Source organism: Clostridium sp. 1001271B_151109_B4 (assembly GCF_015670405.1).
GTDB lineage: Bacteria > Bacillota > Clostridia > Clostridiales > Clostridiaceae > Clostridium.
Window position 1 is genome coordinate 302,355 of the sequence record NZ_JADPBQ010000001.1, and the last position, 16,940, is coordinate 319,294.

20 protein-coding genes and 1 pseudogene are annotated in these 16,940 nt (G+C 27.4%); 2 read left to right on the forward strand and 19 right to left on the reverse strand.

Annotated elements, in window-relative coordinates; genetic code table 11:
• Positions 1 to 123: 123 nt before the first annotated feature.
• Together larE and I4V63_RS01440 are read right to left on the reverse strand one after the other, a co-directional pair.
• Positions 124 to 921, reverse strand: a complete 798-nt coding sequence (gene larE / locus I4V63_RS01435; RefSeq protein WP_195999514.1) for an ATP-dependent sacrificial sulfur transferase LarE — start codon at positions 919 to 921, stop codon at positions 124 to 126.
• Positions 922 to 1,433: 512 nt separating this feature from the next.
• The gene (locus I4V63_RS01440; protein WP_195999515.1) at positions 1,434 to 2,330 is read right to left on the reverse strand and encodes a copper oxidase; all 897 of its coding nucleotides are present in this window, start codon (positions 2,328 to 2,330) and stop codon (positions 1,434 to 1,436) included.
• 570 nt (positions 2,331 to 2,900) lie between these two features.
• On the opposite strand from I4V63_RS01440, the gene I4V63_RS01445 reads away from it, so the two are divergent.
• On the forward strand, positions 2,901 to 3,551 hold the full coding sequence (locus I4V63_RS01445; RefSeq protein ID WP_207746478.1) for a hypothetical protein: 651 nt from the start codon (positions 2,901 to 2,903) through the stop codon (positions 3,549 to 3,551).
• 74 nt (positions 3,552 to 3,625) lie between these two features.
• On the opposite strand, the gene I4V63_RS01450 is transcribed toward I4V63_RS01445, so the two are convergent.
• The 15 genes from I4V63_RS01450 to I4V63_RS01520 form a co-directional block, all read right to left on the reverse strand.
• Complete coding sequence (locus I4V63_RS01450; RefSeq protein WP_195999516.1) at positions 3,626 to 5,011, reverse strand: MATE family efflux transporter; 1,386 nt, start codon at positions 5,009 to 5,011, stop codon at positions 3,626 to 3,628.
• 76 nt (positions 5,012 to 5,087) lie between these two features.
• Entirely contained in the window at positions 5,088 to 5,513 is a 426-nt protein-coding gene (locus I4V63_RS01455) for a MarR family transcriptional regulator (RefSeq protein WP_195999517.1), read from the reverse strand.
• 91 nt (positions 5,514 to 5,604) lie between these two features.
• Complete coding sequence (gene queC, locus I4V63_RS01460; protein WP_195999518.1) at positions 5,605 to 6,261, reverse strand: 7-cyano-7-deazaguanine synthase QueC; 657 nt, start codon at positions 6,259 to 6,261, stop codon at positions 5,605 to 5,607.
• 167 nt (positions 6,262 to 6,428) lie between these two features.
• Positions 6,429 to 6,596: a hypothetical protein gene (locus tag I4V63_RS01465; protein ID WP_195999519.1), complete on the reverse strand. Its 168-nt coding sequence runs from the start codon at positions 6,594 to 6,596 to the stop codon at positions 6,429 to 6,431.
• 246 nt (positions 6,597 to 6,842) lie between these two features.
• Positions 6,843 to 6,998: a zinc-ribbon domain-containing protein gene (locus tag I4V63_RS01470; RefSeq protein WP_042398208.1), complete on the reverse strand. Its 156-nt coding sequence runs from the start codon at positions 6,996 to 6,998 to the stop codon at positions 6,843 to 6,845.
• Positions 6,999 to 7,147: 149 nt separating this feature from the next.
• Positions 7,148 to 7,654: a CarD family transcriptional regulator gene (locus I4V63_RS01475; protein WP_195999520.1), complete on the reverse strand. Its 507-nt coding sequence runs from the start codon at positions 7,652 to 7,654 to the stop codon at positions 7,148 to 7,150.
• A 174-nt stretch (positions 7,655 to 7,828) separates the two neighbouring features.
• Entirely contained in the window at positions 7,829 to 9,292 is a 1,464-nt protein-coding gene (locus I4V63_RS01480; RefSeq protein ID WP_195999521.1) for a protein adenylyltransferase SelO, read from the reverse strand.
• 335 nt (positions 9,293 to 9,627) lie between these two features.
• The gene (locus I4V63_RS01485) at positions 9,628 to 9,804 is read right to left on the reverse strand and encodes a hypothetical protein (protein WP_195999522.1); all 177 of its coding nucleotides are present in this window, start codon (positions 9,802 to 9,804) and stop codon (positions 9,628 to 9,630) included.
• A gap of 301 nt (positions 9,805 to 10,105) precedes the next feature.
• The gene (locus I4V63_RS01490) at positions 10,106 to 10,513 is read right to left on the reverse strand and encodes a cupin domain-containing protein (protein ID WP_195999523.1); all 408 of its coding nucleotides are present in this window, start codon (positions 10,511 to 10,513) and stop codon (positions 10,106 to 10,108) included.
• Between the two features lie 20 nt (positions 10,514 to 10,533).
• Positions 10,534 to 11,295, reverse strand: a complete 762-nt coding sequence (locus I4V63_RS01495) for a carboxymuconolactone decarboxylase family protein (protein ID WP_195999524.1) — start codon at positions 11,293 to 11,295, stop codon at positions 10,534 to 10,536.
• A 102-nt stretch (positions 11,296 to 11,397) separates the two neighbouring features.
• Positions 11,398 to 11,613, reverse strand: coding sequence for a hypothetical protein (locus I4V63_RS01500; RefSeq protein WP_195999525.1), 216 nt, complete (start codon positions 11,611 to 11,613; stop codon positions 11,398 to 11,400).
• 242 nt (positions 11,614 to 11,855) lie between these two features.
• Positions 11,856 to 12,044 (reverse strand): hypothetical protein, encoded by a 189-nt coding sequence (locus I4V63_RS01505; RefSeq protein ID WP_195999526.1) that lies wholly within the window; start codon positions 12,042 to 12,044, stop codon positions 11,856 to 11,858.
• 293 nt (positions 12,045 to 12,337) lie between these two features.
• Positions 12,338 to 12,763 (reverse strand): HepT-like ribonuclease domain-containing protein, encoded by a 426-nt coding sequence (locus tag I4V63_RS15895; RefSeq protein WP_195999527.1) that lies wholly within the window; start codon positions 12,761 to 12,763, stop codon positions 12,338 to 12,340.
• Positions 12,756 to 13,190 carry a nucleotidyltransferase domain-containing protein gene (locus I4V63_RS01515; protein WP_195999528.1) on the reverse strand — a complete coding sequence of 145 codons (435 nt, stop codon included), beginning with the start codon at positions 13,188 to 13,190 and terminating at the stop codon, positions 12,756 to 12,758. Before I4V63_RS01515 ends, I4V63_RS15895 begins: the two co-directional genes overlap by 8 nt.
• 145 nt (positions 13,191 to 13,335) lie before the next feature.
• Positions 13,336 to 14,223, reverse strand: a complete 888-nt coding sequence (locus I4V63_RS01520) for an AraC family transcriptional regulator (protein ID WP_195999529.1) — start codon at positions 14,221 to 14,223, stop codon at positions 13,336 to 13,338.
• A gap of 106 nt (positions 14,224 to 14,329) precedes the next feature.
• Between I4V63_RS01520 and I4V63_RS01525 the strand changes: the two genes are divergently transcribed.
• A complete protein-coding gene (locus I4V63_RS01525; protein ID WP_195999530.1) occupies positions 14,330 to 15,526 on the forward strand; it encodes an MFS transporter in 1,197 nt (398 codons plus the stop codon).
• Between the two features lie 66 nt (positions 15,527 to 15,592).
• Here the strand turns inward: I4V63_RS01525 and I4V63_RS01530 are convergent.
• Together I4V63_RS01530 and I4V63_RS01535 are read right to left on the reverse strand one after the other, a co-directional pair.
• Positions 15,593 to 15,793 (reverse strand): annotated as a pseudogene (locus I4V63_RS01530) (formate/nitrite transporter family protein); the annotation flags it as partial.
• A gap of 599 nt (positions 15,794 to 16,392) precedes the next feature.
• Positions 16,393 to 16,940: FAD-dependent oxidoreductase (locus I4V63_RS01535; RefSeq protein WP_243280419.1), on the reverse strand; the 548-nt coding region annotated here is incomplete at its 5' end.

The following is a 16,940-nucleotide window of genomic DNA, read 5'->3' on the forward strand; positions in this document are numbered from 1 at the left end:
ATATGTCTTATTATATAAATAATAATGGATGTCCAAATAGACATCCACTAAACTTACATTTAATCTAAATCTCCTTACCTAATCTTTATTTTAATGCTAAAGTCACAGCTACTAATATAATATTTACTTACTTAATACTTCATTCATACTTCCAGTTCTATACCCTTCTAAGTCAAGAGTAATATAATTAAATCCTATTTCTTTGAGTTTTGCTATAATTACCTCTGATAACTGTAATATTCTTGGAATATCTTCTTTTAATACTTCTATTTTAGCTAAATCATCATGATACCTTACCCTAAATTGCTTAAAATTATTACTCAATAAAAATTCTTCAGCAATTTCAATCTTCTTTAGTTTTTCTCTTGTTATTGCATTACCATAAGGTATTCTTGAAGCAAGACATGCCATAGAAGGTTTGTCCCATGTCGCTAAGCCTAGTTCCTTAGATAATTTTCTTATTTCATTTTTAGTTAGTCCAGCTTCTTTTAATGGACTAGTTATCTCCAATTCCTTTAAAGCTTTAATTCCTGGTCTATAATCTCCATCATCATCTAAATTGCTTCCATCTGCAACAATATCAAAACCTTCTTCTTTTGCTATTTCCTTTACCTTAGAAAATATACCTTTTTTACAAAAGTAACATCTATCCTTACTATTTGCTACAAATTCTGGTACACTATATTCATTTGCATCCAAAAATATATGTTTTATTTTAAGTGACTTGCAAAATTCCTCGGTTTCTTTTAATTCTCTATCGGGGCACATGGAAGATTTAACAGTAATAGCTAATACATTTTCTCCTAAAATATTTTGTGCAACCTTCAATAAAAATGTTGAGTCTACTCCACCTGAAAATGCTATACATACTTTTCTCTTTTCTTTTAGGTTATTAATTAAATTATTATATTTATCTCTCATAATCTCACCCTTTCATAATATATATAATTATTAAATCAGTCTTTAGTTAATTCTATATTTCTCTCTATACACCTTTCAAAGTATAACCTTTTAAATGCTTTATACTTTTATTTTTATTAATGCTGTTATACCACCCTTAACAGCTGAATGGCTTTCTGTATCTGCTTGTGACATTTTAGCTCTTTTTAATAACAATCTTTATAATATCTCTCTTTACCTTTTTATCTGTAATTATTCTATATAAATTATAACTATTTATTATATTTTAAATATGTCTTTATATTAACATTTAAGTTAACTCTAAAGTCAATGTTTTTTATCTTATATTAAAAAATAAAAATATAGTTATCATGGATATTAAATACTTAATACTAAAGTAACTCTTAAAAAATTAAATAAAAATAAAATCTAGAAATAGAATATTAATATCTACCTCTAGACTATTTTAATATTAACTATAACTATTTCATTAAATTAAATACCTTTTTACTTATAATTGTTTTTATGTTTAATTAATTAATATAATTTACTGTAGTAAACATTCCTCCAACGCCTGGAGCTCCATTATTTGTTACATGATGTGGCATATGACAATGCATTGGCCAAATTCCTGGATTCTTTGCAATAAATTCAATATCCCATGTTTCACCTGATGATACTAGTATTGTATTTTTATATATTTGAGTTTCTTTTTTTATAGGAAATCCATCAGCACCAACTACTTTAAATTCATGTCCATGCAAATGAATCGGATGATGATGCATTTGAATATTTCCAAATCTGACTCTCACTATATCACCATAACAAACATCTAGTGGTTTTGTTTTAGGATAACATTTACCATTCATAGTAAAAAAATTGAACTCTGGCATTTTAAAATTTAAATTATATATTCCTGGATTAATATCTGCCCACGGTAACTTATCTACAGCCCATTCCTGCAATAAAATTAAATAATCTTTATAATTCTTTCTTTTATCGTTCTTTGGGTCATTTACAATAAATCCACCTAATAATCCTGCATTATCTTGAACCATAACATTAACATGTGAGTGATACATATATGTTCCTGGTGGATTTAGTATTTTAAAATGGTAGTCAAAATAATCATTGGGCTCTATAAATGGCGTTGGCTCAATTCCCGGAACACCGTCCATATTATTTGGAACTTCTAACCCATGCCAATGCACACTAGTTTCTTGTGGTAATTTATTTATTACCCTTATACAAACATTATCACCTTTATTTACTATAATGGTAGGTCCAGGAACAGATCCATTATATCCCCATGCTTTAACAAAAAGCCCTTCTATAAGTTCAAGCTCCACTTCTTCAGCTATTAATGTAAAAACCTTTACTCCATTCTTATATTCATATTCTAAAGTTTCAATTCCAGGTGTAATAACCATTATATTCTCCTACTTATTATTAATACTATATTATATTTAAATAAGCTTCAAAAGACACAAGGTATCTTTAATTGAAAAATTGTTATTCTCTATTTATTATTTTTAATCTTAAAAAGTTTTATATATTTGCTTATTAATTTTTATGTATTTTTTCTAATAATATTGACATACTAATATAGAGGAAAAGATTCCAAAAGCTTCTTTTTCATAAAAAAGATAAAATACTAATGCATTGCTCTTATGTCATTAGTATTTTATCTTTTGCTTTTTTATTTAAAATATAGCTAAATGTAACCTGATTGAAAAATCATACTTTATATTATATTGAAGATAATTACTTGTATTATTTATACATGCAATTAAAGAATGTAATATCAATACCTTTTAATATTAACTTATTTTTATCAAGTTTATAGTTTTCCTTATTAGGAATACGTAAATAACACCAATCTTTATCCCATTCAGTATTTTCAAATGAGTAAGAAACTTGAAACTTCATTATTTTTTTGCTTTTATTCCAATACTTTGCTATACTTATGTGACTTTAATTAAATTAGTGAGGTGTTAAAATTGAATAAAATTATTAATAATATAGGTAACTACTATGAAATAAAAGAAGGTGTTGCTTACATTATAGTATTAAAAAAAGATGGAACTGAGCTTATAACTCAAATTGATCTTGAAGATTTAGAAAAGATAAAAAATATGGGAACTTGGTTTGCAGAATGGAATAAAGATTATAATAATTACATAGTGCAAAATATTAGTTCAACAAAAAAGAATAAAAAATCTAAACCATTAAAACAAAGTCTTCAAAGTGTTATATTAAATGTAAATCCTAAAGCTCCTATTAGATATATTAATGGTGATACATTAGATAATAGAAAGTGCAACTTAGAGATTTTTAATCAAAATACTATGAATGAATATGAGAAAAAAGATGGTGTTATTTCTATTATTTTAAAAGATAAGTTTGGTAAAAAAGAAGGTATTGCTTTAATATCTGAAGAAGATTTACCTCTTGTTATCAATGAAAAATATAGTTGGGTGCTACATAAATCACATAATAAAATATCTGTTGTAGCTAATACGCCTGAAGGAAGAATACATCTTGAAGACATTATTGTGCCAAGAGAAGAAAATCATAAGATTGAACATATAAACAATAATCCTCTTGATAACAGAAAAATCAATTTAAACTTAATAAGTTTAGAAGAATAACTTATATAAGTATAGGCTATAGATAATTATATACACTTATCTATAGCCCATAAAATATTTATATGATATACATGTTAGTTTAAATTTATTTTATACTCTTTATATTCTTTATCTGCTTCTAATTTCATCATCTTTTTAGATACCCATAAATATAAACCTATTGCTATCAAAATAGATAAGATATCTGCTACAGGCTGTGACCATGCAAGACCTGTTATTCCTAAAGCTTCTCTTAAAATAAATAATGCAGGAATATATATAAGTCCTTGTCTACTTAAATTAATGATTAAAGATGAAACTGCTGCTCCCATAGCTTGTAACGCATTAGTTAATACATAGAATACTCCAAATAATGTACTTGTTGTAAGCAATATTCTTGAAAATTGTACAGAATAATCAAATGCACTAGGTTCAGTTAAAAATGCACTAACAATTGAGTTTGTAAACAAATAGCATAAACCTGTAAGTGTTAATCCAAGTATGAAAGAAAATATCAAAGAAAATTTCATTATTTTCTTAAACCTATCCCATGTATTAGCTCCAACACAATAACCTAATAATGGCTGAACTCCTTGCCCAATTCCCATTGAAATCATTCCTGTAATCATAGTTACTTTCATTGCAACTCCAATTCCAGCAAGTGCCATATCACCATATCCAGCCATAAGTCCATTCATTACAATTTGTGAAATGCTCATCATGACTGATGCAAGAGAAGCTGGAATACCTATAATTAAAACACCACTACATATTTTATCTCTAATTGAAAAATCACTAATTTTTATACTAAGAGATGATTTTCCCTTAATGAAATAAATAATATAATATGCTGCTGCCGCTAAATTACCAATAACAGTAGCTATTGCTGCACCCTTTATATTCCATCCAAATCCTAAAATCATAATTGGATCAAGGATAATATTAAGAAAATTCCCTATTAATTGCCCCACCATAGCCTTATTGGCTTGACCTTCAGCACGTAAAATATTTGAATAACAATTTGAAATAAGTACAAAAGGACCACTTAAAGATACAATAATAAGATAACTTCTTGCAAAATCCCAAGTGTCACTACTTGCACCTATTAAAGAAAGAATTTGATCCATAAAAATTAAAAATACTAAAGACATTACAATACCAACAATTACACATGACCACATACAAAAAGAACATACTTTTTTAGCATATTCATTACGGCCTTCTCCTAAAGCACGAGAAATTACCGATGTACCACCAATGCCAAAAACTGTACCTACAGCCATAAACATTAGAAATACTGGTGTTGCAAGAGAAACTGCTGCAACTTGATAAGCATCATGCGTTTGGCCAATAAAAAAAGTATCTGCCAAATTATAAATAAGAACCATTAACATTGCTATCATAGCTGGAATAGCATTCTTAATTACCGCTTTTGATACCGGCATTGAATTAAATGCCTCTAAAGAGTTATTGTTTTCCATTATAATCCCTCCAAATTTCAATCGCATGCGATTGATTATATTTTATTATATGCTCGTTTTTATAAAAACGAGCATTTTATTTTAAAGTATTATTAACTTTTTCTAGTAAATCCTTAAATAGTACTTGTTCTATTTCTGTTAAATTAGATAAAAGAAATGTTTCAGTTTTTAACATAGAATCTTCAGCTTCTTTACAGCATTGTTCACCTAGTTCTGTAATTCTAACATATTTAATTCTTTTATCAGTATCATCAATATAGCTTGTTACAAGATTTTTTTGTTCTAATCTTGAAATAATCCCTACTGTAGTAGATTGTGCAAGATGCAGTATTTTTTCTAGTTCTTTAAATGTTACTTTCTTTTCTTCAGTATTATTTATACTAAGCAATGCTGACACTTGTACAAGAGTTAATCCTTTTTCCTTTAAATCTTTATTTGACATTTTTTCTAATGAATTGTGTATTTGCCTAATTAACATCCCACAAGTATTATCTATATTCAATTATATCCCTCCAATCTACATACATAGTATACTCTTTAAAATTATGAAAGTAAATAGTATGCGATTGAATTTTAATAATAAGTTTATAATATTATTTATTGCCTTTTATTTTTAAATACCTTTCTAAACCATTTTTTCTTAATTTACAAGCTGGACACTCTCCACATCCATCACCTATTATTCCATTATAACAAGTAAGAGTTTTTTCTCTAATATAATCTAATTTTCCAAAGCTATCTGCAAGTTCCCAAGTTTGTGCCTTATCTATCCACATTAAAGGAGTATGAACTACAAAATCATAATCCATAGCTAAATTAAGTGTCACATTAAGTGATTTAATAAATACATCTCTACAATCGGGATATCCGCTAAAATCTGTTTCACATACACCTGTTACAATATGTTTTGCACCCTTTACTTTTGCTAAAACTGCAGCAAAAGTTAAAAATAACATATTACGCCCTTCAACAAAAGTAGATGGCAACTCTTTACCTTCTCCTTCTTTTATTTCTATATCATTACGAGTAAGAGCATTTGGAGCTAATTGATTTAATAAATCCATATTTAAAATATGATGTTCTACCCCTAATTCCTTTGCAATATTTTTTGCACATTCAATTTCTAAGCTATGCCTCTGATTATAATTAAAAGTAACTGCTATTACTTCATCACACTCTTTAAGTGCCCAAAATAAACATGTTGTAGAATCTTGCCCTCCACTAAATACAACTACTGCTTTCTTATTCATACTTATCACTCCTATTTAATATTTTTAGGCCTTATTTTATTAAATAAAAAAGGTTTATTTTATTACACAAACTAGCATAATAAAATAAACCTTAACTTTTTAATCTATTTAATATTTCTTCGCCTAGTTTTTTTTAAGGACAGGATGGTCTTAATGAACTGTCCATATTAAGTTTTTTCATCTTTTAGTATAATATACCCTGTAATATTTTTCAAATATTTATACAGTAATTTTATTAGTTCAGTCTTTTTAAATATATCTTTTAATGTTAAACTACTTAAATCTAATTTATCCATACCTAGGCACGTTTTATCATCATCACTTAAAATACGCATGTCATATTAGGCTCTACTTACTTTATCAAATTTCATTAATCCATATACAGCCATCATTGCACTTCTTACAGAATATTCTAAAGTAAATCCACAATCATTAGCTACCTCTTTTATATTTACTCTTTACTTCAAATTAATATTAATTAAGTTTAAGATCATTATTTTTATATAATATAGTTTGCAAATTAAAAGTAATGTAATGCAAAAAGGAACTACTTAAAAAGTAGTTCCCTAAACTTAATAGAATTATCTTCTATTTTGTTGTTCTTTCTTAGCTCTTCTACAAGCAACACATCTTGTTGGTTCGTTAGTGAATCCTTTTTCTTTGTAGAATTCTTGTTCTCCAGTAGTGAATACGAATTCAGAACCACAATCTCTGCATACTAAAGTCTTATCAGTCATATAAATTTCCTCCTTTTCAAAGACAAATACATTTAATAATATAAGCTTCTAAGTAAGTAGAAATTTACATACATATATATATTAACATCTTTATTTTTCTTGGCTATGTTTATTATTTTACCATACTAAATTAAAATTGCAAGAGTTTTTTAATTATTATTTGAAAATACATCCAAATGTCCATCTAAAAATTCATTTGCCTCTTCAATACTCATCCCTTTAACTTGAGATATTTCTTGTACTACAAAGCCTCTCGTTGAATTTAATGTTTGAGTTTCACTTGAATTTGCATTTCCACAGTTTTTAACTTGCGTTAAATTACAAACTACACTTAAATAATCGTCGAAAGTTCCACTTTTAACTTTCTTATTATTATTTTCTTCTCTTTCTCTTTTGACAGACTTTTGTAGATTATCAACTTCTTCAGTATAATTAGCTATATCCTTAAGACTATTATCAATCTCTGCTGAATCACTAACTAATCTAATATTAGCATTTTCAAATCTGCTAGCTGGTAATTTTAGCTTCATAGTACTATTTACTATCTCGATTTCATAAAAGTTTTGTTTTTCACCTTTAAATTCACCTTCTTCGATAGATGATATAATACCAACACCTTGACCTGGGTAAACAATTTCGTCCCCTACTTTGAACATATAATTACCTCCTTATATGTTTATCTTTTTATTATACCATACTTTATCGACTTAAAGTGACTTTTTTGAAACTTTATATCTAACAATTATTGGATTCACATTTTACGATAGAATAAAAAATTAATCCTGTATTTTTTATCTACAGGATTAATTTCTTAACTTATTCTTTAAGAGCTACGTACCACAATATGTTTTATAAGAACAAGATGATACTTCAGGTATTTTGGAATACTCATTATTTATATTTGAATAATCATATGGATTCTTAAGAACTTCTAAAAAGTTATTAATAATACTATAGTCATTATTATTTACTGCCGCCTTTATTCCTTTCTCTACAATATAATTTCTTGGTATTATTGTTGGATTGTTTGATTGCATAAGCTTTTTAATTTCATCTCTAGATTTATTTTGTTTAGCTAATCTGGCTTGCCATGATTCATACCACTTTTTAAACTCATCACTTTTAAAAATACTCATTTCTTCTAAACTACCTAATGTTAGATTTAAAAAAGTATTTGTGTAATCTGCTTTATAAGTATTTATTATAGTTAAAAGTGATAAAATTAAATTTTCATCTTCCTCTTCTTTATTAAATAATCCAAGCTTTCCTCTCATTCCATTATAATAATACTCATTATATAACTTTCCATAATTTGATAATGCATCTTCAGCTATTTTAATTGCATTATCTATATCAGCATCTAGTAATGGTAGTAAACTTTCTGCAAATCTAGTTAAATTCCAAGCACCAATTTTAGGCTGATTTCCATAAGCATATCTTCCATTAGTATCAATAGAACTAAATACTGTATTTATATCATATGAATCCATAAATGCACATGGACCATAATCTATGGTTTCTCCACTTATTGTCATATTATCAGTATTCATAACACCATGAATAAATCCAACTAGCTGCCATTTTGAAATAAGCTTTGCTTGATTATTTATAACCTCTTTAAGAAGATGTAAGTAAGGATTCTCTTCATACTTATCTTTTTTGAAGTGTCTATTTAAAGTATAATCGGCTAGTTTTTTAAGATCTTCAACATCTCCAAAATTTCTTGCAAATTGAAATGTTCCAACTCGTATATGACTTTTTGCTATACGTACTAATAATGCCCCTTCTAAAATTTCTTCTCTTATTACATTTTCACCCGTAGAAAAAACTGCTAAACTACGAGTTGTTGGAATTTTAAGACCATACATACCTTCGCTTATTATATACTCTCTAAGCATTGGTCCTAAAGCTGCTTTTCCATCTCCACCTCTTGAATATTTAGTTTTTCCTGCTCCTTTAAGTTGAATATCAAATCTTTGTCCATTTCTTGATATAAATTCACCTAAAAGTATAGCTCTACCATCTCCAAGCATTGTAAAGTGTCCAAATTGATGCCCTGCATAGGCTTGTGCTATAGGTGTACTCCCATCTAAAAGTTTATTTCCTAATAGGAATTGTATTCCTTCATCACTATTTAAAAACTTTAAATCTAACCCTAAATCTTCTGCTAACTCTTCATTAAATTCTACTAATTTAGGATTTAATATATCTTGAGGAATTTCTTTTGAATAAAATATATTTGGCAATTCACAGTATGTATTTTCTAATTTTAAATTTTTGTTATCCTGTGTCATTATATCTCCTTTTTTTATTTTTCTTTATTTTATCATTATTTAATATTAGTATTTTGTATTATTTTAATAAATATTCATTAGTTGATACAGTATGTATATTTAGTAATTGAAAATTACTAAGTGATATAAAATAAATTAGAAGGACATTTAATATAAATTACGGGACAGTATATATATTGCTATGAAAACAACTCTATCTACTGTCCCCCAAATCCCACCGACTTAGCTACTGGAAATTCATTTTTATCCATATATTATCTACTTATATTTACACTCAAATTGAAAATATCTTTTTATTATCAACCATTATTGTTTCACTTTTATATTCTTTCTTCTTAGTTAAAGTTATAAATAATAAGATAGCCACAATCTAATTCATTAATATCTAAATAATCACTTAACTGTTTAAGACCTTTTTGGTAATATTCCTCACCTCTCCAAATCTTAAGCTCTACTAAATACAGTTCTATAATTTTATCAAGTTTATCTGTTATATCAACCATATAATTCATAGTTAGTATAGATACACCAGTGGTAAATAATTAGACTCAAACTAAATAAAATTTTATATAATTATCAAAAATATATAAACACTTTTCCTAACGTTTATTAATCTATATAATTCTCAATATTAATACCATTTCTCTTCAATTTTTCACTATACTTATTTAAGAGTATATTATATAAGTGTAAAATATAACTTTCTCTGTATATAATTAACTTAAAACAAAAAACATTCTAACAGGTAGCCATTTCATACCTACTAGAATGTTTTTCACTAATACAAATTATTTATTATTTTAACACTTTTAATTATTTTAATTTACAATAAACTTCATCGCTAACAGCTTCAAGCCATTCATTACTTGCACCCTCTGCTGGTATCTCAATAGCTAGATGACAGAACCAACTGTCTGCTGCTGCACCATGCCAATGCTTAACTTCAGCTGGAATATTAACAACATCCCCTGCTTTTAATTCTCTAGCTTCTTCTCCCCATGCTTGATAATATCCTCTTCCCCCAGTAACAAGTAAAATCTGTCCACCCTTATGATGAATATGCCAATTATTACGACAACCTGGTTCAAAAGTTACATTACCAATACTAACTCCTTCAGTTGTTAACATATTTAAATGCGCATTTCCTATAAAATATTTAGAAAACATCTCTGGTAATGGTTCTCCCATTTTAAATACACTTAAATTTTTATTATCACTCATCTTAAAACTCCCTTTCATATCTATTTAATAAATTCTCTTGCTGCTGCATCAACACATCTTAATGCATTTAATGAGCGTGGATAACCAATGTACGGTAAACATTGTGAAACAATTTTAATTAAAAACTCTTTATCATTTCCAATTTTCATATTTGCAGCAGCATGCGAAGTCAATTGTGGTTCACACCCACCTTGTGCTGATAAGAAACAAAATGTAATCATTTCTCTTTGCTTATAATTAAGCCCTCTACGAGTGTAGTAATCTCCAAAACAGTTAGCCGCTAACCAGTAATTAATATGACGTTTTTCCTCTGATCCAGACTTCCAAAAATCCTTCATATTATCTCCAAAAATATCTACCTGTACTTTTGTTCCAGATTCACGTCTATTTTCTGTATTAGTAGTTGATTGACCTTCAAGTGGCAATTTAACTCCTCTACATTTAAGTATTTCATTTGTAGCTTTTAAAAATGGAAATACACGTGCCATACCAAGATAAGCAACTGCTTGATATACAATCTCCTTAACTTCAATTGGTGTTACTTCAAATTCAAGTGCAATTGGAAGAATATCTTTATACATATCAATTCCTTGGCATCCTATAAGAGTTGCTATAATTGCCATAAATCTTGTTTTATCATCTAGATCATCTTGATTAACTACTTCATCAAAAGCAAAATTATCAAATAGCTCAACAAATTCTGGATCAGTTTCAACAAACTCAGAAATACAACCTAATCTCATTTTTTCACCATATTCATTTGTTTTATTTGTAATTTTCATAATTAAATACCTCCACTTATTGGAATAACTTTATAATACAACTTTGAGTTAACTCTAAGTCAATACCTATTTAATAAGATTTTATTTTTTATAATTTTTACCTTATAACTTAAAAACTTCTCCTGCTGCGAGTATATTAATGCGGCTTGAATTTATTATTTTTCCTTTTAAATCAGCTGTAACATATTCCTTACTAGCTAAAACGTCATTTTTTCTCATTAAAACTCCCCAAACCTCTTTTTCCTTTAGACGTACAAAATCATATTTTGAAATATCTACTGGCTCAGTTAAAAGTCCTATATCAAGATGATAATCCACTCATAAGTAAAATAACTCCTAAAGTATTTATTATTATCATTATACTAATATTTTACAATTTTAATAATGTCTAATACCTATAATAAATGCAAAATAATGCTTATTAGGCATTATTGATTTCGGCTTTATATAAAAAAACTCTAATTTCCACACCTATCATTTAAGCAACTATTTCCTAAAACAAAACACTCGAGGTAAATTAATTATTATCACCTTGAGTGTTTTCCTTATACTATATTAATCTATATATTTTTCCCCATTTCATAAGCCTCTAAGAATTGTGGAGTATTTTTAATTTCTCCCTTTCCCCATGCTCCAGTTCCGTAAATTATTCCTTTTTCCTTTGCACCTGCAAGGCAATCTTCTGTAAATCCACGTATTGCTTCTACTGTACGTTTAAGCATATCTTTATTAGTATCAGCTGCAGTCATAATATATTAAAGTTTCAACTTCATTTTATATTTTAAGTATAAGTATTGAAGTTAACTCTAAGTCAATACCATTTCTAAAGTTTTCTCATAAAACAAAAAGTTAAATTTTTGATTGTAATACTAAATTAATCCTGGCACTACAAATTACAATCATCAAAACCACTAAACTTATCTTATATGAAATATTTTCTTAAATTTATATGAATAAAACCCAAGTAGAGCAATATAATCTTTCTACTTGGGTTTTTGAATTATTTTAAATTCATCTAACTTTATTTTCGTTGAAATTTCTATTATTTTAAAAAGCTTTTTACAAATTCAAACAAACTATTTCTTACCTCAATATTTTCTTCTAAAAAGTTTACTAAAGTCTCTATTTTAAGTTGTTTATACCTATGACCAATTCTATTTCTTATAAGTCTTGCCGAATTTAAATAATTAGCTATTTCATCTGAAAATATATTTTTTTCTTTCAATAGTTTTATCGCTACATCAACGGTAATTCCTATTTTATATATGTTATATTCTTTCAAAAGCATTGATATAAAATCCTCATATAAAATAAACATACTTAAGTACTTATATTTTAAACTATTTGAAATTTCCTTTCTTAATATATCGTTTTCTAAGTAATTTTCTAATAGTTTTAATGAATCTTCTATATCTTTACTTTCACTTTCTATATCATAAATTAATTTTTTTAACTTTTCCTTATTCACTATCTAAAACCACCCTATCTAATCTATTCCAAAACTCAATATTTTCTCTAAATAACTTATCATAATAATTATATGTTTCTTCATATCTTTTATCCTTAATTATAACCATATCACTATTTAAAGCCTCTATTTTTATAATATTTTCTATCTCCTCATCATTTATATCTATAAGATCTATGCTTCTTCCTAGAAAATCCTCTAACTCTAAAGTTAGATTTAAATCCACTGAGTCTGATATTTTATTCTCTCCAATAATTGCTATATCAACATCTGATTCTTCATTAAAGTCATCTTTTGTTAAACTACCAAATATAATTACATTCTCTATATTATTTCTTTTAAAGATTTCCTTAAATTCATTACTTTTTACTAATCTTAAAATATCTTCTTTTGAATTCTCTCCTAATATACTTCTATTAAAACTCATGTAAATCTCCTCTAATTTAACCAAATTTTAATTAACTTCTATCATTAAAACTGACTTTTATATAAATAATTATAACATTTGTTATATAAAAAGTCACAATAACGTAATCTTTAATGAACATACACCTTTATTTAAATACTTAATACTATTTCCCCCTGTATTTTGACGGTGTACAACCATAGATATTACGGAATGTTTTTGCAAAATAACTCATATCCTGAAAACCACACATTATACCAATATCAACTATTTTCCTATCTGTATTTGTTAATAATTCAGCAGCCTTTTTTATACGAAAAGACTTTAAATATTGTATAGGTGTAGTCCCAATAGTATTATGAAAACAACGTAGACATTCACTTACGCTTAAAGATACACTTTCAGCTATTTCATTAATTGTAATATTATCTGAATAATGTTCATCAATATATTGAATCATATTTTTCATACGCTGACTATCTCTTAGCTTCTTTGTTGATGTATTTGATTCTATGCACTCTAAATGTTTAGACATAAGATAAATAATCCTTGATAAAACATTACGAACTTCAAATTCGTATCCTTCTTCTTCATTAAGACAAAGAAACCATGCTTCATCAATACTACAAAGTATATCTTTCTGCCAGTGTATTGAATAATCTAAAAATAATCCTTTAAAAGAAATATTATTTAAAATTGGATTTAAGTACTTACTCCAAAATATACCATCATAACTACCACCAACTAAACGAGGATGAAATACAATGGAATGAAATCTACAACTAGGACTTTCATAAATCCACCCTCCATGCAGAATTCCTGTATTAATAAAAAATCCATTCCCCTCATTTACAATATACTTTTCGCCATCTACAGCAATAATAGCTCTCCCTTCCGAAACAACAATTAACTCCAATTCTTCATGCCAATGCCAATCAATACATTCTCTTTTTAAATCATCATGGTAACACGCTATAGGAAAACTAGTAATTCCATGTTCAATTAATTCAAGACCAGTTTTATCTATTTTTGATATACATTCTGCTAATGCCATAACTACTCCTTTTGAAGATATTATCATATGAAAACGAAGATATTATCTTACAAATTTTACTTTTTTGATGATATAATCATACCAGTATATAAAGGAGGAAAGCAATATGTTTAGTTTATTATTAGCAGTTATATATTTAGCTTTTATTAGCTTAGGACTGCCTGATTCATTATTAGGCTCTGTTTGGCCTACAATTTATCAAGAATTTAATGTTCCTGTATCTTATGCAGGTGCAATTTTTATGATTATTTCAGCTGGTACAATTGTTTCTAGTTTACAAAGTGATCGTCTTACAAAATTGTTAGGAACAGGAAAAGTTACAGCATTTAGTGTTCTTATGACAGCAGTAGCTTTATGGGGATTTTCTATAAGTAGCTCTTATTGGATGTTGGTATTATGGGCAATGCCTTATGGACTTGGTGCTGGGAGTGTTGATGCTTCTTTAAATAATTATGTAGCTCTTCATTATAAAAGTCACCATATGAGTTGGCTACATTGTATGTGGGGTGTTGGAGCTAGTATAGGCCCATATATTATGAGTTTTGCATTACTTAATGGACAAACTTGGAATATGGGATATCGTTATATATCATTAATACAAATTGGATTAACTATTATAATTATGTTAAGTTTACCTCTTTGGAAGAAACCTACTAATGTTACTAATATTCAAACCTCAGAAAGTGAAATTGAAAAAGATAAAAATAAAGTACTTACTTTAAAAGAAATTTTTAATATTCCTGGAGCTAAACAAGTAATGCTTATGTTTTTCTGTTATTGTGCATTAGAACAAACAACTGGATTATGGGCTAGTAGTTACTTAGTACTACAACATGGACTTGATTTAGAAATAGCAGCAAGTTATGCAAGTCTATTCTTTATAGGAATTACAGTAGGACGAGCTGTTAGTGGATTTATTACAATGAAGCTCAATGATAAACAAATGATTTATTTAGGACAAGCTTTAATTTTAATTGGTATTATACTTATGTGTTTACCATTTGGTCATAAAGTTGCCCTAATAGGATTAGTTACTATTGGTCTTGGTTGTGCTCCAATATACCCATGCATTATTCATTCTACACCAACGAATTTTGGAGCAGATAAATCTCAAGCAGTTATAGGTGTACAAATGGCAAGTGCCTATGTTGGAAATTTACTAATGCCACCTCTATTTGGTATTATTGCAAATCATATTAGTGCAATGCTATTTCCAGTATATTTACTATTAATTTTAATAGTTATGGTAGTAATGCATATTAAATTAAATAAAAGTATATCAAAAAATATTTTGATAAATTAAAAAAGTGCTAGGTATTTATAATTTTATATACCTAGCACTTTTTATATTAAATTTTCCCTCTAAAAATTAATTAAAAACTTTGCTTTTCTTTGAAATTAAGTAGTAAGGAATTTCTACAAATAAAATTCCTCCACCTATATTGCCTAAAGTAACTATTCCTATATTACAAATATATCCTGATACACTTACAGCTGCTGTTCCTGGAGCTAATAGTGCTATTGTAAGTAATGTCATATTCGCAACACTATGTTCAAATCTAAATGATAAAGTTCTAATAGATTTATTCATAAAATCATCTAAATTTAATATTTCAGTTAATAAGTCTAATCGCTTATTAAAATCAGTATGTTTGTAACAGTTGTAGCACAACACTATGTGTATCGGAGAAAAGTTCTATTATAAAGCTAAAGTTGCAGATACTAAGTATAATCAGTTATTAGTCGCATCTAGAGAATGGATTAATATACCGAACTTCAAACGAATTAAAAAAGACGGACGAAATAATATCATCACTTATTTTAAATAGACAGTCATTGTCGTATATTTTTACTCATCATGAAAATAAGATAAACTTCAGCTAAATAACCTTATATTATTATTTTTAGAAATAGGCTATATTTCTACTTCTAAATATTTACCACATAGAAATCTCTTCTCTCTAATAGCCTCCCCCTATTATTTCATTACTTAAATGATTATTTAAACGACCATTTAATTACCAATCTTTTTATCAGCAAAACCTAATGATTTAATTTTCTATTAATTTTATATACTCATTTAAGAGTATATTATTTAAAAGCATCCCCTTAATTTTTACCTTCAAAAAAAGTCCTGTAAAAAACTACAGAACTTTTCTAACTATAAATCTATAATAATTTTTGCTCAAAAATATTATCCAGATTCAATTTCTTAATCCTATCTTCAATTTCAGCAGTATCAATAGTATACAAACCTAATTCTTGCATTCTCTTAAAATAACTAGCTCCAGCAAAAGTATATCTATCCTTTCTTCCTTCCCTAGTAGCAGACTTTTCATTTTCATAAGCAATCAAATCACCAATTGCAATAGAAGAAGGTAAAATTAAAAGAGGCATTCCCATCATAAGTCTAACAGCATTGTGTCCTGCTAATGATCCTGTACAAATAGCTTCAGTATGACCAACAAAAAGTCCAGACTTTTCTCCAGCACAGAAAAGATTATCAACACCAACAACCTTCATGTCATTAGTCCTTGGAGCTACAGACAAATACCTTATAGAATTACCCTTACTTCCTGCATAAGGATCAACATACTTAGCATGTTCAAGTCCTGGAATCTTTCTAAGCTTTTGTAATGGGTAATAAGTAGTCATAAGCTTAGCATGACCAGTATCAAGTAACACAACATTCTCAGCAAATTCCTTCAAAGCATATT